This window comes from Lentzea rhizosphaerae, assembly GCF_042649515.1.
Lineage (GTDB): Bacteria > Actinomycetota > Actinomycetes > Mycobacteriales > Pseudonocardiaceae > Lentzea > Lentzea aerocolonigenes.
The window spans coordinates 104,090-125,787 of sequence record NZ_JBHRZI010000011.1; the positions used below are offsets into that span (position 1 = coordinate 104,090).

General features: G+C 65.6%; 19 protein-coding genes and 1 pseudogene. 6 read left to right on the forward strand and 14 right to left on the reverse strand.

Annotated elements, in window-relative coordinates; translation table 11 throughout:
* Nucleotides 1-31: 31 nt before the first annotated feature.
* Genes ACFOWZ_RS07905 through ACFOWZ_RS07915 form a run of 3 tightly spaced genes read left to right on the forward strand, consistent with a single transcriptional unit; the run spans nt 32 to nt 3,665 of the window.
* On the forward strand, nt 32-1,153 hold the full coding sequence (locus tag ACFOWZ_RS07905) for a glycosyltransferase (protein WP_382370670.1): 1,122 nt from the start codon (nt 32-34) through the stop codon (nt 1,151-1,153).
* Nucleotides 1,150-2,160 carry a hypothetical protein gene (locus ACFOWZ_RS07910; RefSeq protein WP_382370672.1) on the forward strand — a complete coding sequence of 337 codons (1,011 nt, stop codon included), beginning with the start codon at nt 1,150-1,152 and terminating at the stop codon, nt 2,158-2,160. Before ACFOWZ_RS07905 ends, ACFOWZ_RS07910 begins: the two co-directional genes overlap by 4 nt.
* On the forward strand, nt 2,157-3,665 hold the full coding sequence (locus tag ACFOWZ_RS07915) for a glycoside hydrolase family 130 protein (protein WP_112262153.1): 1,509 nt from the start codon (nt 2,157-2,159) through the stop codon (nt 3,663-3,665). The genes ACFOWZ_RS07910 and ACFOWZ_RS07915 overlap by 4 nt, the downstream gene beginning before the upstream one ends.
* Here ACFOWZ_RS07915 and ACFOWZ_RS07920 read toward each other — a convergent pair.
* The 4 genes from ACFOWZ_RS07920 to ACFOWZ_RS07935 all read right to left on the reverse strand — a co-directional run bounded on the left by ACFOWZ_RS07920 (nt 3,585) and on the right by ACFOWZ_RS07935 (nt 6,383).
* Nucleotides 3,585-4,664, reverse strand: a complete 1,080-nt coding sequence (locus ACFOWZ_RS07920) for a fatty acid desaturase family protein (RefSeq protein WP_382372605.1) — start codon at nt 4,662-4,664, stop codon at nt 3,585-3,587. The two genes, ACFOWZ_RS07915 and ACFOWZ_RS07920, sit on opposite strands and share 81 nt — an antisense overlap.
* A 179-nt stretch (nt 4,665-4,843) precedes the next feature.
* Nucleotides 4,844-5,020 (reverse strand): hypothetical protein, encoded by a 177-nt coding sequence (locus ACFOWZ_RS07925; RefSeq protein WP_157984534.1) that lies wholly within the window; start codon nt 5,018-5,020, stop codon nt 4,844-4,846.
* A 143-nt stretch (nt 5,021-5,163) separates the two neighbouring features.
* Nucleotides 5,164-5,781: a hypothetical protein gene (locus ACFOWZ_RS07930; RefSeq protein WP_382370674.1), complete on the reverse strand. Its 618-nt coding sequence runs from the start codon at nt 5,779-5,781 to the stop codon at nt 5,164-5,166.
* A gap of 218 nt (nt 5,782-5,999) precedes the next feature.
* The gene (locus tag ACFOWZ_RS07935) at nt 6,000-6,383 is read right to left on the reverse strand and encodes an HPF/RaiA family ribosome-associated protein (protein ID WP_112262155.1); all 384 of its coding nucleotides are present in this window, start codon (nt 6,381-6,383) and stop codon (nt 6,000-6,002) included.
* A gap of 337 nt (nt 6,384-6,720) precedes the next feature.
* On the opposite strand from ACFOWZ_RS07935, the pseudogene ACFOWZ_RS07940 reads away from it, so the two are divergent.
* Together ACFOWZ_RS07940 and ACFOWZ_RS07945 are read left to right on the forward strand one after the other, a co-directional pair.
* Nucleotides 6,721-6,852 (forward strand): annotated as a pseudogene (locus ACFOWZ_RS07940) (DUF5994 family protein); the annotation flags it as partial.
* A 15-nt stretch (nt 6,853-6,867) separates the two neighbouring features.
* Nucleotides 6,868-7,023: a DUF6307 family protein gene (locus ACFOWZ_RS07945; RefSeq protein ID WP_232836470.1), complete on the forward strand. Its 156-nt coding sequence runs from the start codon at nt 6,868-6,870 to the stop codon at nt 7,021-7,023.
* Between the two features lie 36 nt (nt 7,024-7,059).
* Here ACFOWZ_RS07945 and ACFOWZ_RS07950 read toward each other — a convergent pair whose 3' ends face one another.
* From ACFOWZ_RS07950 to ACFOWZ_RS07995, 10 genes are all read right to left on the reverse strand, one after another.
* Complete coding sequence (locus ACFOWZ_RS07950) at nt 7,060-7,443, reverse strand: HPF/RaiA family ribosome-associated protein (RefSeq protein WP_112262157.1); 384 nt, start codon at nt 7,441-7,443, stop codon at nt 7,060-7,062.
* Nucleotides 7,444-7,545: 102 nt separating this feature from the next.
* On the reverse strand, nt 7,546-8,502 hold the full coding sequence (locus ACFOWZ_RS07955; protein WP_232836471.1) for an acyl-CoA desaturase: 957 nt from the start codon (nt 8,500-8,502) through the stop codon (nt 7,546-7,548).
* Between the two features lie 226 nt (nt 8,503-8,728).
* On the reverse strand, nt 8,729-8,893 hold the full coding sequence (locus tag ACFOWZ_RS07960) for an RGCVC family protein (protein WP_382370677.1): 165 nt from the start codon (nt 8,891-8,893) through the stop codon (nt 8,729-8,731).
* Between the two features lie 190 nt (nt 8,894-9,083).
* Nucleotides 9,084-9,671 carry a GNAT family N-acetyltransferase gene (locus tag ACFOWZ_RS07965; protein ID WP_382370679.1) on the reverse strand — a complete coding sequence of 196 codons (588 nt, stop codon included), beginning with the start codon at nt 9,669-9,671 and terminating at the stop codon, nt 9,084-9,086.
* 650 nt (nt 9,672-10,321) lie between these two features.
* Nucleotides 10,322-11,092, reverse strand: coding sequence for a hypothetical protein (locus ACFOWZ_RS07970; protein ID WP_382370681.1), 771 nt, complete (start codon nt 11,090-11,092; stop codon nt 10,322-10,324).
* Between the two features lie 169 nt (nt 11,093-11,261).
* The gene (locus tag ACFOWZ_RS07975; RefSeq protein ID WP_382370683.1) at nt 11,262-14,693 is read right to left on the reverse strand and encodes a DEAD/DEAH box helicase family protein; all 3,432 of its coding nucleotides are present in this window, start codon (nt 14,691-14,693) and stop codon (nt 11,262-11,264) included.
* Between the two features lie 43 nt (nt 14,694-14,736).
* Nucleotides 14,737-15,957: a restriction endonuclease subunit S gene (locus ACFOWZ_RS07980; RefSeq protein ID WP_382370685.1), complete on the reverse strand. Its 1,221-nt coding sequence runs from the start codon at nt 15,955-15,957 to the stop codon at nt 14,737-14,739.
* Nucleotides 15,954-17,471 carry a type I restriction-modification system subunit M gene (locus tag ACFOWZ_RS07985; RefSeq protein ID WP_382370687.1) on the reverse strand — a complete coding sequence of 506 codons (1,518 nt, stop codon included), beginning with the start codon at nt 17,469-17,471 and terminating at the stop codon, nt 15,954-15,956. The genes ACFOWZ_RS07980 and ACFOWZ_RS07985 overlap by 4 nt, the downstream gene beginning before the upstream one ends.
* A gap of 242 nt (nt 17,472-17,713) precedes the next feature.
* On the reverse strand, nt 17,714-17,968 hold the full coding sequence (locus ACFOWZ_RS07990; RefSeq protein WP_382370689.1) for a hypothetical protein: 255 nt from the start codon (nt 17,966-17,968) through the stop codon (nt 17,714-17,716).
* Nucleotides 17,969-18,445: 477 nt separating this feature from the next.
* Nucleotides 18,446-19,603: an MFS transporter gene (locus tag ACFOWZ_RS07995; RefSeq protein WP_382370691.1), complete on the reverse strand. Its 1,158-nt coding sequence runs from the start codon at nt 19,601-19,603 to the stop codon at nt 18,446-18,448.
* 138 nt (nt 19,604-19,741) lie between these two features.
* Between ACFOWZ_RS07995 and ACFOWZ_RS08000 the strand changes: the two genes are divergently transcribed.
* Nucleotides 19,742-21,664, forward strand: coding sequence for a PIG-L family deacetylase (locus tag ACFOWZ_RS08000; protein WP_382370693.1), 1,923 nt, complete (start codon nt 19,742-19,744; stop codon nt 21,662-21,664).
* Nucleotides 21,665-21,698: the final 34 nt, after the last annotated feature.

Below are 21,698 nucleotides of genomic sequence, written 5' to 3' on the forward strand. Positions count from 1 at the left end.
TCTGCTTCCATCAATCCGAAAGGCCCGCTTCGTGGTCCGCACTTACGGTTTTCTGAGCACGTATCCGCCGACGCAATGTGGCCTCGCCACGTTCACCGCGTCACTCCTGCACCATCTGACCGCGGTGACCCCGGGGAGCACGGGGAGGGTGGTCCGCGTTCTCACGGAGCCGGTCGCCGCCACGGGAACCTCGATGGTGCACCAGATGACTCCCGGCGCGGTCGAGGAGGCTGCCGAGGTGCTCAACCGCTGCGACCTGGTGGTGGTGCAACACGAGTACGGCATCTACGCCGGCCGCGACGGCGCGGACGTGCTGGGCGTGCTCGCCCGCCTGCGGGTGCCGGTGATCATCGTGCTGCACACGGTGCTCACCACGCCCACTCCTGGCCAGCGGCAGGTGCTCGAGGAGGCCGTCGGCTTCGCCGACGCTGTGGTGACCATGTCCGAGGCCGCGCGGCAGCGGCTCGTGGACGGCTACGCCGTCGAACGGCCAGACGAGGTCGTCGTGATCCCGCACGGCGCACTTCCCGTCGAGCCACCCGCCCGCGGTCCGTCCACCGACCGGCCGATGATCCTCACCTGGGGTCTGCTGGGACACGGCAAGGGCATCGAATGGGGGATCTCCGCACTGCCTGCGCTGCGCGACCTGCGGCCCCGTTACCTGGTGGCCGGCCAGACCCATCCCAAGGTGCTGGCGCACGAGGGCGAGCTCTACCGCAGCAACCTGCGCGACCGCGCGATCGCGTTCGGCGTCGCGGACCTGGTCGAGTTCGACCCGGCCTACCGCGAGGTCAACGCGCTGGCGGAGCTGGTCGGCCAAGCCGATGTCGTCCTGCTGCCCTACGACTCCTCCGAACAGGTCACGTCCGGCGTGCTGATCGAAGCCCTGGCCGCGGGCAAACCGGTGGTGGCGACCGAGTTCCCGCACGCCGTCGAACTGCTGGCGGACGGGGCCGGGCTGCTGGTTCCCCACCGCGACTCGGCCGCCATCAGTGCGGCGCTGCGGCGGGTGCTGACCGAACCGGGACTCGCGGCCGCGATGAGCGACCGTTCGACCAGTCTCGCCCCGGCGCTGAGCTGGTCAGCCGTCGCGAACCGGTATCACCGCCTGGCAGAGCGCCTTCTCACCGCCCGAGTCGTCGTGACCACGTGACCGGCCCGAGCTTCACTCACCTGATCCGGCTCAGCGACGACACGGGTCTGCACGAGCACGCCGACGGTCCACTGCCCCGCCGGGAACACGGCTACTGCCTGGACGACGTCGCCCGCGGTCTGGTCGTGCTGTGCCGCGAGCCGGAGCTGTCCGCCGATCTGGTCGTCCTGCTGGAGCGCTATCTCGCCTTCACCGCTCACGCGCAGGCCGATGACGGGCGCTTCCACAACCGGCTCGGTCCCGACCGCGGCTGGCTGGACGAGCCAGGCCTCGGCGACTGGTGGGGACGCGCGCTGTGGGGGCTGGGCACCGCAGCGGCCCGCTGCCCGGTGCCCTGGATCCGGCAGTCCGCACTGGCCCGCTTCGAGAGGAGCGCCCACCACCGGCCACCATCGGTGCGCTCGATGGCCTTCGCCGCCCTCGGCGCCGCTGAGGTGCTGAGCGTCGACCCCGATCACGCGCTCGCGGCCAAGCTGCTCGGTGACATCGCCTCGTACGTCGGCGAACCCGGTGACACACCGGACTGGCCGTGGCCCGAACAACGACTCTTCTACGCCAACGCCGTACTGCCCGAGGCGCTCATCGCCGCGGGCGACCTCCTCGACGATCCCCAGATCCGCGATGACGGCCTGCAACTGTTGGACTGGTTGCTCGCCGTCGAGTCGGACGAGGTCCACCTGTCGCCGACCCCGGCAGGCGGTTGGCGCGTCGGCGAACCTCGCCCGGCGTTCGACCAGCAACCCATCGAGGTCGCCGCGCTCGCCGACGCCTGTGCTCGCGCCAACCAGGTCACAGGCGACCTTCGGTGGCTCATCGGTGTCGGCCGCGCCGTCGCGTGGTTCGACGGCGACAACGATCTCGGCCTGCCCATGCTCGACGAGGAGACCGGCGGCGGCTACGACGGACTCACCCACGACGGCCCCAACCGCAACCAGGGCGCGGAGTCGACCCTGGCGCTGATCTCCACTCTGCAACACGGCCGCACCTTGCTGGGGAGCACCGGATGAACGCCGAAATCACGCGAACGTCACTGCGGCTGCGGCCGAACCCGCGCCGCGTCATCGCCAAGCTGTTCGTGCCGGGAGAGGAGCGGCCAGAGCACGAGTCGCGGTCCGCGGCCGTGATCCGGCGGGTGATGGCACTGGACGAGGCGACGGTGTGCACCGCGCTGGATCGCACGGTCCGCATGTTCGCGGGCAGGCACCGGGACGTCCGGGCGATCTTCACCGATCACTTCGCGAGCGTCAGTCACCGCCTCGCCGCGGGTGTCGAGCTGTCCGAGTCCCGCCGGCTGCTCATCGGCGCGTACTTCACGCACGAGTACGCCATCGAAGGCGCCGCGCTGTGCAACCCGTCCATGGTCGCGCATCCCGACCAGAGCGGAATGGCACAGGGGCAGCTGAGATATGTGCTCAGTGTGCGTGGCATCGGTGAGGGCCATCTGTCCTCGATCGGCTTCCGCACCGGGGTGATCGGTCCCGGCGGCGCGCTCACCGTCGACACGCCACCGAACGTCGTCACCACCGGTGCGCACCAGCAGGCGGTGTACGAGAAGCGCCTCTTCCAGGGCAAGCTCGCCGAGTTCGGCCACGACGACGAGGTCTCCGCCGTCCTGAACCGGTGGCTGCCCGCACGGTTCACCGGCACCGACCTGGACCTGGTGCTGGCCGGCCTGCACCCGAGCCTGGTCGCCCGCCAGGAGGCGCACCGGACCGTCGAACTGATCCGGTGGATCGCCGCGTGCAACTACACCTCGGAGTTCCCCGGCGACACCGTCGTCAGCGGGCGGGTGCTCTGGCCGACCGGCCCCTCCGAACGCCAGGGCATGGAGGACGCCAGGTTCGTGCGCTTCACCGACGATGACGGCGAACAGACCTACTACGCCACCTACACCGCCTTCGACGGTGTCGATGTCGCACCACAGTTGCTGCAGACCAAGGACTTCCGCACGTTCCACATCACGCAGACGACTGGTTCGGCCGCACGCAACAAGGGCATGGCCCTGTTCCCCCGGAAGATCGGAGGCCGGTACGCGGCGTTGACGCGCGGGGACGGCGAGAGCTCGGCCGTGGTGACCTCCGACGACATCAGGACCTGGAACGGGACCCAGCCCGTGCAGGTGCCCGGCCGGGACTGGGACCTCGTCCAGGTCGGCAACTGCGGTTCGCCCATCGAGACTCCTGAGGGCTGGCTCGTGCTGACCCACGGCGTCGGCCCCATGCGGGTCTACACGATGGGCGCGATGCTGCTCGACCTCGACCACCCCGAGCGGGTGCTGGCGACGCTGCCCGAACCGCTGCTGCTGCCCACCGCCGCCGAACGCGACGGTTACGTGCCCAACGTCGTCTACTCCTGCGGCGCCCTGCTGCACGACGACACGCTGGTGATCCCCTACGGCGCGAGCGACGCGACCATCGGGCTGGCGACCACGTCACTGCGCGGTCTGCTGGCCGCCCTGACCGGGGAAAGCGAGCCTCAGCACGCGCTTCCACACGCTGGTGGTCTGCTGTAGCAACGGCCCGGTGGTGTACGGCAGGCCGAAGCGTTCGCAGAGCGCGCGGACCTTCGGCGCGATCTCGGCGTACCGGTTGCTGGGCAGGTCCGGGAACAGGTGGTGCTCGATCTGGTGGCTGAGGTTGCCGGTCATGAGGTGGAACAGCGCGCCGCCGTCGATGTTCGCCGATCCGGCCAACTGGCGCAGGTACCACTCGCCGCGGCTCTCGCCGTCGAGCTGCTCCTCGGTGAAAACCACTGTGCCGTCAGGGAAGTGGCCGCAGAAGATGATCGTGTGCGTCCACACGTTGCGGATCGTGTTCGCCGTCAGGTTCGCGAGCAACGTCGGCAGGAACGACGGGCCTGACAGCAGCGGGTACGCGACGTAGTCCTTGAGCACCTGGCGGCTGGCCTTGCCGAGGACACCGCGCAACTGGGTCAGCGCCTCGCGCCAGCTCTTCTCGCCACGCCAGGCCCGTTCGAGCTCGACGTCGTAGATCGTGATGCCCCACTCGAAGAACATCGCGAGCGCCACGTTGTAGAACGGCTGCGCCAGGTAGACCGGATGCCACGGCTGTTCCGGGTGGATGCGCAGCGCGCTGTAGCCGATGTCGCGATCCTTGCCGAGCACGTTGGTGTAGGTGTGGTGCACGAAGTTGTGCGAGTGCTGCCACGCCTTGGCCGGCGTGGCGAAATCCCATTCCCAGGTGGTGGAGTGGATCTTCGGATCGCACATCCAGTCCCACTGGCCGTGCAACACGTTGTGGCCGATCTCCATGTTCTCGAGGATCTTCGCGGTGGCGAGCGCCGCGGTGCCCGCGAGCCAGGCCGGCGGCAGGATCGAGACGAACAGCAGTGCCCGGCCGCCGGCTTCCAAGCCCCTCTGCACCGCGATCACCTGCCGGATGTACCGCGCGTCGTTCTCGCCGCGGGTGGCCAGCACCTCGTCGCGGATCTGGTCCAGTTCACGGCCGAACTCGTCGATGTCGCACACGGTCAGCTGTTCGGTGGTCGTCATGCGCTGCTCCCACAGGTCGATCTCGACCGTGCCGGCCACTACCGGCACGCAGGCAGTCCGTTCCGCACCAACCTACGCCTACGTAACCGTAGGTACCGATTGCGCAGGTGTCATGGAGGTGAACTGTTCCTTGTGCCGCAAGGTTTATCGAGAGATGGGAGATTCCGCACTGACTGGCGTCACCAGGGTCGCCTGGCAGGAGTGACGAGCGCAGGCACGTCGATGGCCGGGTCGGTCGACAACGGATGCCAGCTCCCGTGGAAGTACTCATGGGACACCGCATCCGGTTTCAGCGGCAACCTCAGACCGCGTTGCACGACCGGCACTTTGTTGTTGCAGAGCAGATCCGAGATCATCTCGGCGCTCCCGCCTCCAGCCGAACCGGCCGGACTTCCTGACACGCCCAAGGCGGCACCAGCTTGACCGCCAGTGCAACGACATGCCCTCGGTAACTCCATGCTACGCCGCTGCGGTTACGACAGCGCCCGTTCTGGCGCACTCAACGCAGGTCGGCAGCTGCCAATCCGGCGACCAGCAAGGCCGCACTCACCACCGCGCTGAAGACTTCGACCGATACCAGTCGCCGACGAGCCCATCGGACGAACACCAGGTTCACCGCGACGTGCGCGGGGGCGGTGACCAACACCCACCACGGTCCCGTGGCCAGCAGCAGCGTGGCACCGAGGTGGAACGAGGTTGCCGTGATGCCACGGACACCGCTGTGTGCGGGATGAGTGCTGAGGAATCCACCCTGGGACCGCAGTTGCTCCGCCGCTTGGCGTCCGATGGGCCAGCTGAACCGCGAGAGGTACGTCGCGACGACGAAAACGAGTTCTGCCAACGCCCAGCCGAAGCCCGCCCAGAGCGCGGCAGCGTGTCCGCTGACGACGACCAGTACGAGCGCGAGCCGGACGACTTCGTCAGTGATCGCGGAGGCAGACTCGAGGATGGTGCGGCTGCGTTCGGGATCTCGGAGCCTGCCCGCGGAGGCCAGCGCCGGCAGCCGCGCCGCCAGTGCGACGAGCCACCCGAGAACGCCCAGCAGCACCGCGCCTGCTTCGGAAACCCCGAGCAGGATCACCAGTGTTGCCGCGAGCACAACCAGAACGGCCGACATCACGACCGCACCCGCTCGGATCCTCCCGTTGACCGGACCCGAGATCGTCACAGGTTGTTCTTCGCCTGCTGATCGATTGATCATCCGACGCTACTCCTCAGCCGATGGTGGTGCACCACCCCCGACATCGGCGCGTGATGAACGGCGCTTTGTACGCCTCAGGTGCACAAAAGCGCCGTTCGTCAGGAGCGTTGCGGACAGGACTCCTTGCCAGGTGCTCAGCCGAGTTCGGGCGGTGCGGGGACAGATCGCAACGCGCGGTTGTGGCGCGGTTCGGAGCGGGTTTTGGCCTCGTCGACCTGACGGGTCAGTTCGTCGCGGACCTCGTTGAGCGCAGCGGACAGGCCTCGCTGCGACGAGGTGGCCACGAGGTGCAGGCGATGACTGTGGCTGATCCAGCACTGCAGGACGACTCGTTGCTCGGCACCTTCGCGGTCCTGCAGGCTGATCTCCAGGTCGATCTGGTCGTCGCGGTACGACCGCAGGCGAGAGCCGAGCGCGGCCAGGCGGTTCACGATCCAGTCGCGTTCGTTCGCGTGGAAGCCGGTGGCGAGGTGCAGCCGCTGCGCAATCACGGAGGCGTCTGCGGGAAATGTGCTCATGCGTTTTCACTGATGGTGCTCACTTGCATCTCTCCTCACGAGCCGAGGGCGAGCCGTGACAGGGGAACCGATCTCGGCGTAGGTGGATGTTTGCGAGTACCCGACTACAGCAGTAAATAACCCGGAGATTCCGTCCGATCACGCACAGAACGGTGTGGTGTCGATTTTGCCGAGAAAATCTCGCACGTGAGCGGTCAAGCCCACGTCGTCCTCGACGAAACCTGAACCGGCCGTTTCTCCGGCCGGAGACGGGAATCTTGCACGACGTCGGCCTCACACGTCTCCATCGCCCCCACCGGCCTTGACGGCCAGCGGGCAGCCTCGGTGTCCGCTGCGATTGCGGCTGCGGCCGACGGCGCCCACCACGGGGCATGTCGACGGTGCCTGGTGGCCGCGTTCCCAGGACCTCGCCGCCGAACTGCCCGCGCTGCTCGCGGTGCCGGCGGTTCGGCCGGGTGAGATCCAGCAGAGGAAGTGTGAAGAGATGACAACACCGACCTACGTGTCCCTGTACGAGCGCAGGCTCAAGCTGGTTCAGGACACTCTGACCGAGCATTCCGAGCTCAGCGCCAAATCCGCGCGGGCTGCCGCCGTGCGCGTGCTGGGCGCGCTGGACCACATCCCGGAGCGGGTGCGTTGATCCCGCGACCGGTGGGTCGCGGGAGAGGCGGTGGGCCTATTCGTCGTCGGGCAGTTTGGGCACCAACCGCAGTGCGCGGTTGCGGCGTGGACCGGTGCGCGTCTCAACCTCGTCGACCTGCCTGATCAGCTCGTTGCGGACCTCGCCCAGTGCTGCGGGCAGGTCGCGCGCCGAAGACGTGGCGACGAGGTGCAGGCGAATGCGGCGGTTGATCCAGCATTCCAGGGTGACTCGCTGCTCGGCGCCCTGACGGTCCTTCAGGCTGATTTCCAGGTCGATCTCGTCGTTGCGGAACGAGCGCAACCGCGGACCGAGCGCGGCCAGACGTTCCGAGACCCAGCCGCGTTCGGATGCGAGGAATCCGGTGGCGAGGTGCAGGCGTTGGGCGATGACTGCTGCGTCTTCCGAAGTGTCGGGCATGCGCCTGCCAGTCCTTTGTGGAGTGTTGCACTGTTCTTGCCGGGCAATGGCTTTCCGGAGTTCAGATTGTCCTTCGCGGTACCCGCAGTGCAACGCTACACCTCATCTGGTCGAACAAGTGCTTTGGTGCATTTCTTCTTGCGGGAAAGCGAAGTCGTTCACCGATTGCGCCTTCAGGTTGCGCGCCAGCCGTTCCGGCCTCGGCCAGCGCACGTTGGTGGCCCAGCCGAGTTTCTCGAAGACCCAGATCAGCCGTGCGGAGATGTCGATCTGACCGCGGCGGACGCCGTGGCGGGCGCAGGTCGGGTCGGCGTGGTGGGAGTTGTGCCAGGACTCACCCATCGACAGGATCGCCAGCGGCCAGAAGTTGGCGGACTTGTCGCGCGCGGTGAAGGGCCGATCGCCGATCATGTGGCAGATCGAGTTGACCGACCAGGTCACGTGGTGCAGCAGGGCGACGCGGACGAGCCCGGCCCAGAAGAAGGCGGTGAGTGCGCCCCACCAGCTCCAGGTGATCAGGCCTCCGGCGAGTGCCGGGGCGAGCAGTGTTGCGGCGGTCAGTGCGGGGAACCAACGATTGACGCGCTGGATGTCCGGGTCGGAGAGCAGGTCGGGGGCGAAGCGGGCGGCATTGGTCAGTTCCCGTCTGAACATCCAGCCCATGTGGGCGTGCCAGAAGCCTTTGGCCAGTGCGCGGGCCGAGGTGCCGAAGAGCCACGGGGAGTGCGGGTCGCCTTCGCGGTCGGCGTAGGCGTGGTGACGGCGGTGATCGGCGACCCAGCCGATGATCGGGCCCTGCATGGCAGTGCTGCCGGCGACCGCGAGGGCGATCCGCAGCGCGCGGGTGGCTTTGAAAGCGCCGTGGGTGAAGTAGCGGTGGAACCCGATCGTCACCCCGAGACAGGTGAAGGTGTAGAAGAAGACGGCGAGGCCGACGTCGACCCAGCCGAGGCCCCAGCCCCATGCCAGCGGCACCGCTGCGACGAGTGCCAGCGCCGGTATCACGGCGAACAGTTTGACCAGGAACATCTCGGCCGGGGACTTCTCTCCGGCCAGCATCGGCTGCGGCGCGGCATCGACACGGGATGTGCCTGATTGGACTTTCGCATTCATCTTTCTACCTCCGGAAAGCGGCACGTTCTCCATCGCCGGGGTCCGGGGCGATCGATGTGGAATTTTGGCGGGCACCAAGTGCCGGGCGACCCGCGTGAGGTCGTCACACCGGTCGGATACCCGTGGTGTGACAGCGGCAAAACCGGTGTGATGTGAAGCCAGGTGCTGCACGTCACCGGCAGATGCAGCCTCGGAACAGCACGGCAGCCGTGGTCGCGGCGCAGTAGCGAACACTGAGCGGGTCGTGCTCGTGCCACGGGTGCGGGCACACCGCACAGATGTCGGCAGCGTCAGCGTGCTCGACCATTGCGACGGTTTGCAGTTCAGACGCGGGCATGCGGGTACTCCGATGATCGATGCCGGAAGGAGAGGATGCGGGGTTCAGGATGGTTCCTTCGCGGATCTCGATGGCACGCCGGATGATCTCGTTGGTGTCCCGGGCGCCGGTGAGGGCGGAGCGCAGGTGCGGGAGCAGCGCTGCGAGTTGCCCGTGGAAGACTCCGAAGCGTTCTGTGACGACCGCGCGCTCAATCGCCGCCGGGTGGCCGAAGTGCCGTGGGCGCCGCCGGATCCAGGTCGGCCGTGCGGAGGCGGAACACCTGCAGCTCGACCCCGAAGTACTTGGTGGTCTCGCCGACCCAGTGCATGCCGTTCTTCCGGACGGTGGCTGCGGCGCGGACGTTGCCGGGGCGGACGACGGCGAAGATCTCGTGGACGTTCTGACTGAACGCCCAGCGAGCGAGCGCGTAGGTGGTCTCGGTGGCGTAGCCGTTGCCCCAGGCGTCGGGACGCAGTTGCCAGCCGATCTCCAGATCCTCGTTGCCCGGCGGCAGCGGGAGTAGAACGGCGCCACCGACAACACGATCGTCGGAGTTGCGTTGGACTGCCCATCGGCCGGCCGGAGCAGGGAACCGGGCGCCCTCGGCGCTCCACTGCTGCAACAGCAGCCTCATGGCCGCGAGGTCAGGCACCCTGTCCATGTCGGGGCTGAGCCAGCGAGTCACCTCGGCGTGGCCGTAAACATCCAGCGCGGCCTGCGCGTCGTCGACCTGCCAGGGCCGCAAGGTCAATCGCTCCGTGGTCAACGCGTCGGTCGTCCAGGTCGACGTGCTCATGTCGGCACCCCGTCCCCCGGTCACACGATCTGGCCGGGCAATTTTTGAGAAAATGGTCCGTCATGGGACTCAAGGCCATTCCGGAAGGATCGAGAACCCTCTTCGAAGAGGAGCCTCTGATCGCCAGACTACACGCATCACTTGCACGCACGAGCAAATTGTTTCCCGGCCAGAAAAATCTTACGGGCACTTCCTGATAATCAGCTGTGAGTATCTGGAGCTGCGAAGATCGGCTTGCTGACGATTTTCCAGCTCCAGTCGACCGCGAACGGTATCCCGTCGAGAGTCGGGAACATTTCGATCGATCACAACCGAACCGGCGCGGAGTCCAGACGTCGGAAACTGGTCTGCTCATCGAATTCAGCGCGGATGATCTTGCCGAGGCTGCTCCGGCACGACAGCCATGTGAGCCCGCTCGGCCGCTCGCTGAAGGACCGGGATCGCGTCAGCCGGATGCGTCACGGCGCGAAGGCGAGCAAGGCGCGGTCAGGCCTGGTCCGGGCACCCGCCCTCGACGGCGGCCTGCCAGGCGGTGTCGAGCGGCCTTCGGACAGCACGACCTCGATCAGTGCGGAACGACCCTCTGACCAAGGCAGCGGCGTCACGCTCATCGGGAGCCCACGGGGGCGCGACGACCGCCCATCGTCGGCTCACCACTCCGATCGAGTGACGCTCGGTGCTCGACGACCAGATGCCCGGCCGAGAATCCACTGGTCGGAACCGTTCCCATCTGCTGTGTGCCCTGCCGGGGGCACCACGCAGACCTGCTCACTGTGAGCAGAGCGTTGCTTCGGAAGGGCCGCGACCGCCTCGGTCGCGGCCCTTTCTGCTGCTCCGACCGTGTCTCCGGCCAGCGTGATGCCGACCATGGCGCTCCTCGTCTCGTAGTCGCAGTGGACCTCCAGGCGAAGTGCCTCGAACAACGGTCGTGACACCTCATCGGGCAGCTCGTCGAGGTCGATCGCGGTGACGGGAAGACAATCGAGCAGGTCTGGGTTCACAGCCTCACGAACCTCGCCCTCTATGGCCTTCAGCTGGTCTTCCAGACGAACCTGGTCGGCCTGAAGTTCAATGCGACGGTTGTTCACGTCCCTGACGAACTCGTCGATCAGCTCGGCGGCGATCTCCAGGCTGCGGAGCAGGTTGGTCGACTTCGATCGGTTGTCGCTCAGCGCACGCCGATTCGCCGCGACCTTGTCATCGCGTTCCTTCTGCGCACCCTTGTCCTGGTCCGCCTTCCCCGCGGCGAACAGGCTGCGACGGTAGGCGCCGAAGACCTCGTGAGTCAGGTAGCTGTTGACGCCATTCAGCAGCTCGTCCTCACGCACACGGAACATCGGCGGATGACCGTCAGGGCAGTACGCGTTCTTGGGCTGGCAGCCGTAGTAGACAGTTCCGACACGGTTTGCCGTGCCGAACATTCACGGATGTCAGTGGACGCACGACAGGTAGCTCCGAAGCCGGTAGAACCGCCGTGACTTCAGGCCTGTGTTCAACCCAGGACTCGTCCGCGACCGCTCACGGCGAGCGGAAACCTGCTGTGCTTGAACGAAGGTCTCCAGGCTGATGAGGGCCTCGTGAGTCGAGGAGCTATGCCGGGATGGCCGTCGAGTTAACGGCGTGGATGGTGTGGATCATGGCTTCGATGTCGACTTCGACGAAGATGTCTTCCGGCCCGCCGGGAGCGATGGAGTTAAAGGGAGACCGATAGAAGACGTCGACGGTGATGCTGCCGTTGTGAGCGAGGTAGTCGATCAACTGGTTGACGAAGCGGAGCTGCGCCGACGTGAAGGTCTTCCCCTCCTGGAACTTGCTGAACGCCGCAGCTGCGGCCTCACGGTCGAGGCCGGTGATCGATCGAAGGAACACGCCGAGGCCTCCGGAGTTGGCCTTGACCTGGTCGATCTCGGCCTCGGTGCCGATCCCGGACTCGATGAAGATCCGCTCAAGTTCGTCGAGGTCGGTAGCGGTGATTTGCCGGTTGCGGCGGATCTTCTGAACAGCGAGCTGGTTCTCATGAGTGCGCAGGTAGATCCGCAGCTTCTGCTCGAACCGGGTGAGATCGGCGCCGATCTCCATACCGCGCAGGGACGCAGCCGACAGGTCGCCGAGTTCGTCCTCGAAGTCGGTGTAGACGGGGTTGCGCTTGTTCTTCTCGATCAGCTTGACGAGGCTGCGGATGCGGCGACGCATGGTCTCCAGCATTGGCAGGGTGACGTCCTGCCACCAGTGGTCGCCGGCGAGCTCGTCAAGGAGTTCCTGCTGGGCCCGGACGGCCGGAATGGTGAGCTGGTCGAGCAGAGCAGAAGCGATCTCCCGAACCCTGGCCTGCAGTCGGGCATATCCGGGTTCAGCGTTGATCAGAGCGAGCTGCAGGCGCAATGCGAGCAGGTCGAAACGCTTCGCCTCTTCGCTGGTGTCGTCTTCGCGGAAGGTGGTCGGAAGCCCTGCGAGATGGTCGACGACCTCCGCGTGAGCCTCGGGCGTAAGTCTGAGCCAGCTGTCGAAGTCGGTGAAGGTGTCGACTTGTTCGAGATGCGGACGGACCAGAAAGTTGTCCGGGTTCATACCGGTGACCTCCTGGTGCAGGCGGTGGGCCAGGTCCCGGCGCAGGCCAGCTTCGCTCGTCGTGCCATCCAGACCGTTGTCGTCAACGGAAGGCTGGGCCGGGTAGTGGCGATCGAGCGCAAGCAGCAGGTCAGCTCGGTGCTCGAACAGCCGCTGTCCCAAGGATGGTGCGAGGCGTCCCTCGGCGGGCATGAGGTTCTGGTTGAAGAACTCGATGTTCTGGCAAAGGTCGAAGACGAGGAAACCGGTCTTGTCGCGATTCGGACCGAACAGGTCGGGGGCGAGCCGGGTCCCACGGCCGATCATCTGCCAGAACTTGGTCTTCGAACGAACCGGCTTGTAGAAGACCAGGTTGACGACCTCGGGCACGTCGATGCCGGTGTCGAGCATGTCGACGGAGATGGCGATGTGCGGTGACCTGGTCGGGTCTGAGAACTGATCGATCAGGCTCTGCGCATGGTCCTTGCGGTAGGTGATGACCTGTGCGAACGCGCCCTTGTACTCGGGATAGTTGATGTCGAAGCGCTCGGCGATGAATTCAGCGTGCTTGTTGTTCGCCGCGAAGATGATGGTCTTGCCGAGCCGGTCGCCGCCCGCGACTTTGAGGCCGTTCGTCATTAGCGTCTTCAGCGCCTTATCGACGGTGTCGGCATTGAAGAGGTACTTGTTCAACTCTTCCGAGGTGATCTCGGCAGGGACGTTGCCGTCTTCGTCCCACTCCAACTCGTCCCAGCGTTCTTTTTCCTCGTCCGACAGGTCGGCATACCTGATGCCGCCACGTTGGAACTTGAGCGGGACGTCTACAGCGCGAGGAGCGACGAGGTAACCCTGGGCAACGGCCTCGTCCAGGCTGTAGACGTCAGTGGGGACGCCGTCCTCTACTTGGAAACGGCGGTAGGTGTTGCGGTCGATCTCATCCTTGGGTGTCGCCGTCAGCCCGACGAGCAGGGCATCGAAGTAGTCGAAGATCGCACCATACTTCTGGTAGATGGAGCGGTGGGCTTCATCGATGACGATCATGTCGAAGTAGCCTGGACCGAAGCGCCGGAGTCCACTGCTGTCCATCTCGTTGATCATGTTCATCAACGTTGGATAGGTGGAGACGAACACGCGAGCGTTGGGATCCTTCTCGTTGAGCAGGTTGACGATCGGCACGCTCGGCAGATGCTGCTTGAAGGCGTTCGCGGCCTGGATGACCAGTGCCTTGCGATCAGCGAGGAAAAGGACGCGCTTGACCCAGTTCGCCCGCATCATCAGGTCGGTCAAGGCGATCACGGTCCGGGTCTTGCCGGAGCCTGTTGCCATGACGAGCAGAGCGTGACGCTGGGCGTCGTTTTCGAATGCTTCGGCGATGCGGCGGATGGCGTGGGACTGGTAGTCACGTCCAGCGATCTGCTCGTTGATCGGGAGTTTGGCGATGGTGAGACGGCTCGCCCGGCGCTGGATCAGCAGCCGCAACTCGTCCTTGGTGTAAAAGCCCTGTACTTCACGTGGCGGATAGTTGAGGTCGTCCCAAATGTATGTCTGGTAGCCGTTGGTGTAGAAGATGATCGGGCGCTGCTTGAATTGCTTGTCCAAGCATTCAGCATAGAGTTGGGCCTGGTGCTGGCCTTGCTTGGCGTCCCGAGTCGTCCGCTTCGCCTCGACGACGGCGAGTGGCTTGCCATCGTCGTCCCACAGGACATAGTCGACCTTGCCTTTACCGGACGGCGAGACAGAGACAGGCATACCGGTGACCGGATATTCACGGTCTTGTGGCTGGTCCAGCGTCCAGCCTGCCTCTTTGAGTAGGAGGTCGATGATCAGACTGCGGGTCTCCGCCTCGTTGTAGTCATGGTCATCGGGGCGGGCCTTGTTCGCTTCCTTGGCCGCCTTGATTTCAGCGCGCAGTGCGGCAAGTTCGGCATCGAGGTCGCTGTTCTTCTTGCGCTCTTCGGCCAAGGCAGCGTCCTGTGCCGCGTACTTCTCGGCTTGCGCCTGGAGCTCAGCCTGCTTCGATAGACGCATTTGCATCGAAGGTGGGCGCGGGATTACGGCCAGGTTGAAGGCGATCCCCGGCTGGGGCAAGCTTTTCGGCGTGCGCGAGTAAGTGCGGGCGATCCAGTACATGACGTGGAACAGTTCGGCGACGACACGAACCGCGTCATTAGGTGCAATCTGGCCGTTCCGGTGCACAGCGGCGTTGCCCTGCCGGCGGATGACGTCCATCTTCGTCCGAAGTCCTGGACCGGCCACCCTGACCAGGGTCGGCTCCGCGATCATCGCTGCCAGATCGTCACGGTAGGGGCGCTGTAGTGAACTGTCCGCCTGATAGAGCCAGTTGAGGGCAAGCTCCAAGACTCGGCGCGCGTAGAAGCAAGACGCCCGCGGGTCCGCAACGGCGAGCCCTTCGGCGCGCAGCGCCTCGCCGTGCAGGTCAGGCCACTCGGCCTCGAGGAAGTCGAAGTTGCTCACCGTGGTGCTCCCCCCATGCGGACGGTGTAGGCAGTGCGGATTCTTATGCGGCGGGGGCGCCCCACAGCTCCCCTCGGAACGCCCGATCCTGAAGCGACGCAAACAACGAGTCAAGCTCAGCCAGGTGGGCGAGATTTCTGAGCTTTGCACCCTCTAGTGCATTCATCCGTGCAGCAAATTTCTCCTGCAGTTCCAAAGATGGAAGTTCAATCTTGAATTCGAGCAATCTCGACTTCGAGATGTTGGGCATGGATGCGGCGCTACCGGAAGCGAGCTCCTGAACCTTCCGACGTTTGGGGGGATACGTCAACAAACTATGAAGGTAGATCTTGTTGACCGGAGCCGTCTCGACAGGTACGAGCCGGAAGACAAGATCGGGCAGGAGAAGCCTCTCCCTGGTCTCGCGCACGTATGCTGAGGCAGCTACCAGCTCTGGCGTGTTCTTTCGAGTAAAGAGTAGATCTCCGGCCTGCACCTCATGCCTGGGATCAGCTTCGATACTCGCTGGTAGGGCTTTGTTCTCTTCCGGGCGATACACGCACTGTGTTACTGCGCCCAGCTTCAGGACGCCCCATTCGTCGTGTTCCGCCGGACGATCCAGGCATTGCGGGCTCTTACCACTGTCGATCCGTAGTAGAAGATCTCCCAGCTGGACGCGATCCCAGCCCATGGGGTTGCTCAGCGGATCGCCGAACATGTCGAGGAAGATGGACTGGGCGAGATCTTTGAGCAACGCAATGGCCTTGCGACGCTTGGTGCGCAACGCATCGACGTTGTCCAGAATTTGGGCAATCTGACGCTGTTCACTTATGGGGATGAGCGGGATTTGCAAGTCGGCCAGGTATGCTTCAGGGACTCGGCGCTGGCCTGCACTGCCGGTCATGCGCCTCTCGCCGGCGATACGCACGTATGGCTGGCGCAAGAATCTCAACAAGAATCGGTCGTCGAGCACAGCTCGATCTGGGCGAATGACGTGGAACTCGGTAGATCCAGTTCCATGAGGGTGGTCGAGTTCGGCTTGCGCGATCTTGCCATTCTCGAAGCATGGGGTGATCTTTGCTACGAGTAGATCTCTATTGGCAAATTGGGTATAGCCCTTCGCGACTTCGGCGTATCGACGTTCCTTTCCTCGAGTGGTCGTGCCACTCTCTGCGTCCACGTCTGCCATCCCGAGGAACGAGACGAGGGTGTCAAGTGTGGGACGAGCCTCCACTCGCGGATTGATCTCCGCTACCTCGCTCAGCTTGACTGTGGCAGTACTCATCCCAGCAGTCCCTTCAGCTCGGACATGCCCTGCTGGATCTCGGCCTCGATACGCGCAAGCTCGTCCAGGATGTCGCCAGGGGCTCGGTGCTCAACTTCCTCGTGGACGATCTCCTTGTAGCGGTTGAGGCTGAGGTCGTAGCTCTGGGCTGCGATGTCCGCCTTCGGCACGCAGAAGCTCTGCTCGGTTCGGCTTCGCTTCTGTTCGGTGCCGTTCCGTCGCTGCCAGCGGGCCAGCACGTCAGGCAAGTTGTTCTTGGCGTGATCAGTCTCGTTCAGAATTTCGCCGGGAATTGGGCCGAGCTTGTCTTCGGGCAGTAGAGGGGTGCGCTTGTCGTCCAGGCTCCAACCGTCCGACGTGACCTCGTAGAACCAGACGTTGTCCGTGCCGCCGCTGTTGGTCTTGGTGAAGAACAGGATGGCGGTTGACACCCCGGCATACGGCTTGAAGACCCCGCCCGGCAACTTCACCACCGCGTCGAGCTTGTGGTCTTCGACCAGGATGCGACGCAGGTCCTTGTGCGCCTTGCTGGATCCGAACAGCACGCCGTCCGGGACGATGACAGCAGCTCGCCCGCCGGGCTTGAGCAGCCGCAAGAACAGCGCCAGGAAGAGCAACTCGGTCTTCTTGGTCTTGACGACCGCCTGGAGGTCCTTCGCGGTGACCTCGTAGTCCAGGCTGCCGGCAAAGGGTGGGTTGGCGAGGATCAACGAGTACCGCTCCGCCTCGCCCGCCGCGCTTTCTGCGAGCGAGTCGCGGTAGCGGATGTCGGGGTTCTCGACCTCGTGTAGCAGCATGTTCATGCTGCCGATGCGCAGCATGGTGCTGTCGAAGTCAAACCCGTGGAACATGCTCTCGTTGAAGTGCCTGCGCTGTGCGGGCTCCAGCAAGGCCTCGCGGTGCGTCCGGTTCACGTACTCGGCGGAGGCGACGAGGAAGCCCGCAGTGCCGCACGCCGGGTCGCAGATCTCGTCCTTGGGGCCAGGAGCCATCATCTCGACGATCAGTTGGATGATGTGGCGCGGAGTGCGGAACTGCCCGTTCTGCCCTGCTGTGGCGATTTTGCTGAGCATGTACTCATACAGGTCGCCCTTGGTGTCGCGCTCGCCAAGCGGGACGTCGTCGAGCATGTCGACGACCTTGGCGAGCAGATTGGGCGTGGTGATGGTGAAGCGAGCGTCCTTCATGTGGTCCGAGTACGTGGAGTCATCGCCTCGGAGCGTGCGTAGCCAGGGGAACACACCGTCACGCACACGGCTGAGCATGTTCTCAGGCGCCTCGTTGACGAACCGAGACCATCGAAGCACCTGAGTGTCGTCGGCGTAGATCGGGTTCTCGATTGGCGTGCCCGTGCGGGCCGCTCGGCGTTCCTTGGCCAGCTGGATGTCCTCCAGCCGGCGGATGAACATCAGGTAGGTGATCTGCTCGATGACCTCCAGTGGGTTGGAGATGCCCCCCGACCAGAAGGCGTCCCACACGCGGTCGATCTTGCTCTTCAGCTCACCCGTGATCACGCCGTGAGGCTATCGGATCGTACGTTCGTCTCAGCAGGCTAACGGCAGCACGACGCCCGTGTTGAGCTACGGGAGCGCGAAGGCGTTGGTGAAGCAACCAGACCAACTGTCTGCGATTCCGCGAGGTGGCACATGGTCAGCACGGCGAAGACCAGCAGGGCCCCCGACCCGGCCGCACGTAGGCGGGGATGCACCGAGCGTTGACCTCGGTAGATCGCCTCGACCTGGCACCGCCTGCGCTGTCAGTCGGTCGGGGTGTTGAGCCAACTCCTGCCCGCGAGCAGTAGCACCTGGGGCCGTCGACGTGCTCCGGGATCAGCACGTCGTCGCCCGCCCGTGTCGATCTCGGCCCGGCCCGCCAGCACGATGAACTGAGATGGCGCTGAACACACCGGTGAGATCGGAGAACCATCGGCGTCCGAACCGTCGAGTTCGAGGTAGCCCTCGGTGGTCAGGTTCCGCGCGATCTCCGGGCCGGTGTCGTCGAACACCGACATGTCGCCCCACACAGCCCCGCTACGTGCGGGTGCCGACCACACCTCCCTGCAGGGCCCAGCGCGAGGATCTGCTGCGCGATGATGTGCCGGGGACGGGCGGTGGCTCGACCGGTTCAACCCAGTCCTGGGACCAGCGCAACAGAAGACCGCACATATGTGCCACCGCATCGGTTTCCGAGCACAGGAACCAGGCAGTTCCGCCGCTCGTCCGACTCAACCTGCCGACACCGCAACGCGCGACTTCCGCGCAGTGGTGCACCATGCCGAATCACGACAGCGACACGCCACCCATATCGGTGAATCCTTCCCACCAAGTGCCGTAGGGAGCGGGTTAAGCGGTGAGATGGTCCCCCGCCCCGAAAGGCACTTCCCGATGACCTCGTTCTCCCCCTCGCACCTGGACGTGATCGAACGGCGATTCCTCGCGATGACCGCTGGCCGGCAGCCGCTGACCCATCGGTGACCAGGACCCGTTCCTCACGCTGTGGCGTGGCCTGCTGGTGCTTTGGACCGCGCGGCGACGAGACCCACCCCCACCGCGACGAACTGCAGGAGAGCGATCACCAGCAAGGCCGTGGTGGGCGTGCTCGACGACAGCAGGACACCGGCCAGCAGGGAGCCGAGCGAGAACGCGCCGATCTTCAGGCTCGCACCGGTCGTCGACACCTGGCCCAGCAGTTCGGGTGGGCTGTAGCGCTGCCGGGCGGTGATCAGTGCTACCAGGGTCGGGCCTGAGGCGAGGCCTGCCACGAAGGCCATGGCCAGCAGCACGGGGAGGTTGCCGGCGAGGGTCCACAGCGCGAACGACACGCCGTAGAGGGCCACCGTCACGAACAGGACCCGCTCGGGCCGCCAGCGGGAAAGATGTGGGCGCACGGCCATCACCGCCAGCACGGCGCCCACGTCGAACGCCGCCAAGACCAGGCCGCTCAGGTCGCTGTCCGCGTGCAGTGAAGGGAGCAGGACCTGGAGTGTCACCACCAGCATGCCGAAGCCGGTGAAGCTGATCACCGACGTCAGGGTTGCGGCGCGCAGGGGTGGGGTGCGCATGAGTGTTCTGGCTCCTGCGCGGAGGGCTGGGAGCAGGGACGAGTGTGGTGAGGGTGGTGCGGGGGCCAGGACCAGCCTCAGCGTGACCAGGCCGCCTGCCGCCGCCAGCAACGCCACTACGGTCATCGCGCCTGCTGGTGACCAGGCGACGGCGACGATGCTCGCCAAGGCCAGGCCTGCGATGGCCGTGCCGCTGTAGAGCATCGAGTCGTACGCCGTCATGCGCGGCAGGTCCACGTTCAGGCGGGGCAGCATGCTGGTGAAGCCGCCGCTCGTCATGGGCAGCGTCAGGCCCGCCAGGAACGCGAGGAACGGCATCAGCGGTGCTGGCACGAAGATCAGGCCGATCGCCATCGCGGCCAGCAGGAACTGGTTGCCCGCCAGCGCGACCAACGGGTGCCGGGTGCGGTCCAGCCACGCGCCCAGCAGCGGGCCGGTCACCACCGCGGGCAGTGCGTAGGCGGCGGTGGTCACGCCGGTCAGCAGTTCGTCGCCCGTTCTGCTCCAGGCGAGCAGAGCCAGCGTGACCACGACCATCTCGTCGGCCAGCCGAGCCAGTCCGGCCGAGGTCAAGTAGCGCCACATGCGGACGTGCCTAACAGTTGCCGATCCGCGCAGTCGAACGAATTTGCTGTCACCCAGTGGTCTGAACCTGCGTGGAACCTCCCTCAGTACCAGGCGTCCTGTGATAGGCACGTCAAGACAGAATCTGGGGGATTCTCGATGACCAACATCAGCCGTAGAACAGTGCTGGCCGCAGGTGTCACCGCTGCCGCCGCCACCGCGCTCACCAACACCGGCATCGCCTCCGCCGCAGGAGCCCGTGCCCTGCCCGCCGGGGGAAGCTTCGTCAACATCGTCGCGCACACCGACGACGACCTGTTGTTCCTCAACCCGGACATCCAGCCGTCCGTCCTTTCCGGACTGCCGGTGCGGACGATCGTCATGACCGCCGACCAGTTCAACGGGTGGCCGCCGTACAACTGGACCCCTGAAGACCTGGCCGCGAGCGTGCGCGAGGGTCAGCGCTCCGCGTACGCGAAGCTCGCCGGTCAGCCGAACAACTGGACCCGCGACACCAAGGAAGTCGCGACCATGATCCTCGAGGTCGACACGCTCGTGGGTGCGCCGAACGTGCAGCTGATCTACCTGAGCCTGCCGGACGGCGGCGGCTCGGACCCGAATCACACCAAGGCGCTCGAGAAGCTGTGGAACGACCCGAACCACGCCGCTCCGATGATCCTTCCGACGGACGGACCGGTCCAGGTCGCCCAGTGGTACAACCAGGCGGACGTCAACAACGTGCTGCTCGCGTTGCTCGACGAGTACCAGCCGACGGTGATCCGCATCCAGGATCCCGAGCCGTCGTTCGACTTCCCGAACGAGCCCACCGAGCACATCGACCACATCCACACGGCCAAGTTCGCGACCAAGGCCGTCCGTGCCTACGAGGGTCCGAACGGGCGCGGGTTCGTGCTGTTCACGCGGTACCGCTGCTACAACATCGCCGCGTCACCCCGCAACGTGCCGGACGCGTTGCTCGGGCCGAAGAGCGACGCGTACCAGGCCTACGCCGAGCACGACCCGGTCACGGGGAACGCCTTCGACGAGCAGGTGTTCCGCAACTACCACCGCTGGCCGGTCGTCGCGCCGTGGGCGATCGTCGACGGCACGGGCACGTTGCACGCGTTCATCGCGGCCGGTGACTCGATCATGTGGTGGCACCAGCCCGTCAACGGCGCCTGGACCGGTCCCGCGAACCTGCGGTCCGGCACGTTCGCGCCGGGTGTCGCCGTGGCGCTCAACGACTCCGGGCGCGTGCACATCGCCGTGCTGGACCTGAACAGCGGCTCTATCCTCGTTGCAGGTCAAGCCGCCAACGGCTCGTTCACCTGGGTCGACGTCGGCAACCCGAACGGCGCGACGCCCGCTTACGGCACGCCGGCGCTGGTGCTCAACGGCGACCGTGCGCTCGAACTGTTCGCGATCAACAAGACCAACGGCGTGAGCAACGCCTGGCAGAACCCCGACGGGTCGTTCAGCGCCTGGGACGCCTTGACCGGCAACACGAGCGTGATCGTGTCGCCGCCTGTCGGGTTCACCTCGACGACGGGCCGGATGCACCTGTTCGCCGACGCCAACGGTCATGTCGACCACTGGCAGCAGAACCTCCAAGGCGCGACCACGTTCAAGTCGATCGGGTCCGTGGAGTGCACGCACGCTCCCGGTGTCGCGATGGACGGCGACAAGGTGCGCGCGCTCGTCCGTGAGCACACCGACGGCGCCGTTGGCACGGTCGCGGAACTCACGAGCAACGGAACGTGGGGTGCACTCGCACACATCGGAGGCCAGGGCGGTGTCGGGCCTGTCGCGGCGGTGACGTCCGGCGGAGCGTCACCACGCGTGTTGGCGTTCGCGCGCAACGACAACTACGGCATCAGCGTGGCGCGGCAGACCAGTGGCAACTCGTTCGCGCCGTGGGAGGACCTCGGCGGGTACGCGGAGGTCGGGCCTGCGGCCGTGCGTGACGCGGCGGGCAACGTCCGGGTGCTCGTGGTCGGCGGAGACGCGAAGCTCTACGAGCGCAAGCAGAGCACGCCCGGTCCGACGAGCGCATTCGGTGGCTGGCAGGTCGCAGGGAACTGACGGACGAGGGCCCGTGACCACCGGTCACGGGCCC

What these genes read in the sequence shown, in the direction of transcription:
- ACFOWZ_RS07915 (WP_112262153.1), top strand. Translation starts at nt 2,157, where the DNA reads ATGAACGCCGAAATCACGCGAACGTCACTGCGGCTGCGGCCGAACCCG.
- ACFOWZ_RS07920 (WP_382372605.1), bottom strand. Translation starts at nt 4,664, where the DNA reads ATGACGACCACCGAACAGCTGACCGTGTGCGACATCGACGAGTTCGGC.
- ACFOWZ_RS07925 (WP_157984534.1), bottom strand. Translation starts at nt 5,020, where the DNA reads ATGATCTCGGATCTGCTCTGCAACAACAAAGTGCCGGTCGTGCAACGC.
- ACFOWZ_RS07930 (WP_382370674.1), bottom strand. Translation starts at nt 5,781, where the DNA reads ATGTCGGCCGTTCTGGTTGTGCTCGCGGCAACACTGGTGATCCTGCTC.
- ACFOWZ_RS07935 (WP_112262155.1), bottom strand. Translation starts at nt 6,383, where the DNA reads ATGAGCACATTTCCCGCAGACGCCTCCGTGATTGCGCAGCGGCTGCAC.
- ACFOWZ_RS07945 (WP_232836470.1), top strand. Translation starts at nt 6,868, where the DNA reads ATGACAACACCGACCTACGTGTCCCTGTACGAGCGCAGGCTCAAGCTG.
- ACFOWZ_RS07950 (WP_112262157.1), bottom strand. Translation starts at nt 7,443, where the DNA reads ATGCCCGACACTTCGGAAGACGCAGCAGTCATCGCCCAACGCCTGCAC.
- ACFOWZ_RS07955 (WP_232836471.1), bottom strand. Translation starts at nt 8,502, where the DNA reads ATGCTGGCCGGAGAGAAGTCCCCGGCCGAGATGTTCCTGGTCAAACTG.
- ACFOWZ_RS07960 (WP_382370677.1), bottom strand. Translation starts at nt 8,893, where the DNA reads ATGCCCGCGTCTGAACTGCAAACCGTCGCAATGGTCGAGCACGCTGAC.
- ACFOWZ_RS07965 (WP_382370679.1), bottom strand. Translation starts at nt 9,671, where the DNA reads ATGAGCACGTCGACCTGGACGACCGACGCGTTGACCACGGAGCGATTG.
- ACFOWZ_RS07970 (WP_382370681.1), bottom strand. Translation starts at nt 11,092, where the DNA reads ATGTTCGGCACGGCAAACCGTGTCGGAACTGTCTACTACGGCTGCCAG.
- ACFOWZ_RS07980 (WP_382370685.1), bottom strand. Translation starts at nt 15,957, where the DNA reads ATGAGTACTGCCACAGTCAAGCTGAGCGAGGTAGCGGAGATCAATCCG.
- ACFOWZ_RS07990 (WP_382370689.1), bottom strand. Translation starts at nt 17,968, where the DNA reads ATGTCGGTGTTCGACGACACCGGCCCGGAGATCGCGCGGAACCTGACC.
- ACFOWZ_RS07995 (WP_382370691.1), bottom strand. Translation starts at nt 19,603, where the DNA reads ATGTGGCGCTACTTGACCTCGGCCGGACTGGCTCGGCTGGCCGACGAG.
- ACFOWZ_RS08000 (WP_382370693.1), top strand. Translation starts at nt 19,742, where the DNA reads ATGACCAACATCAGCCGTAGAACAGTGCTGGCCGCAGGTGTCACCGCT.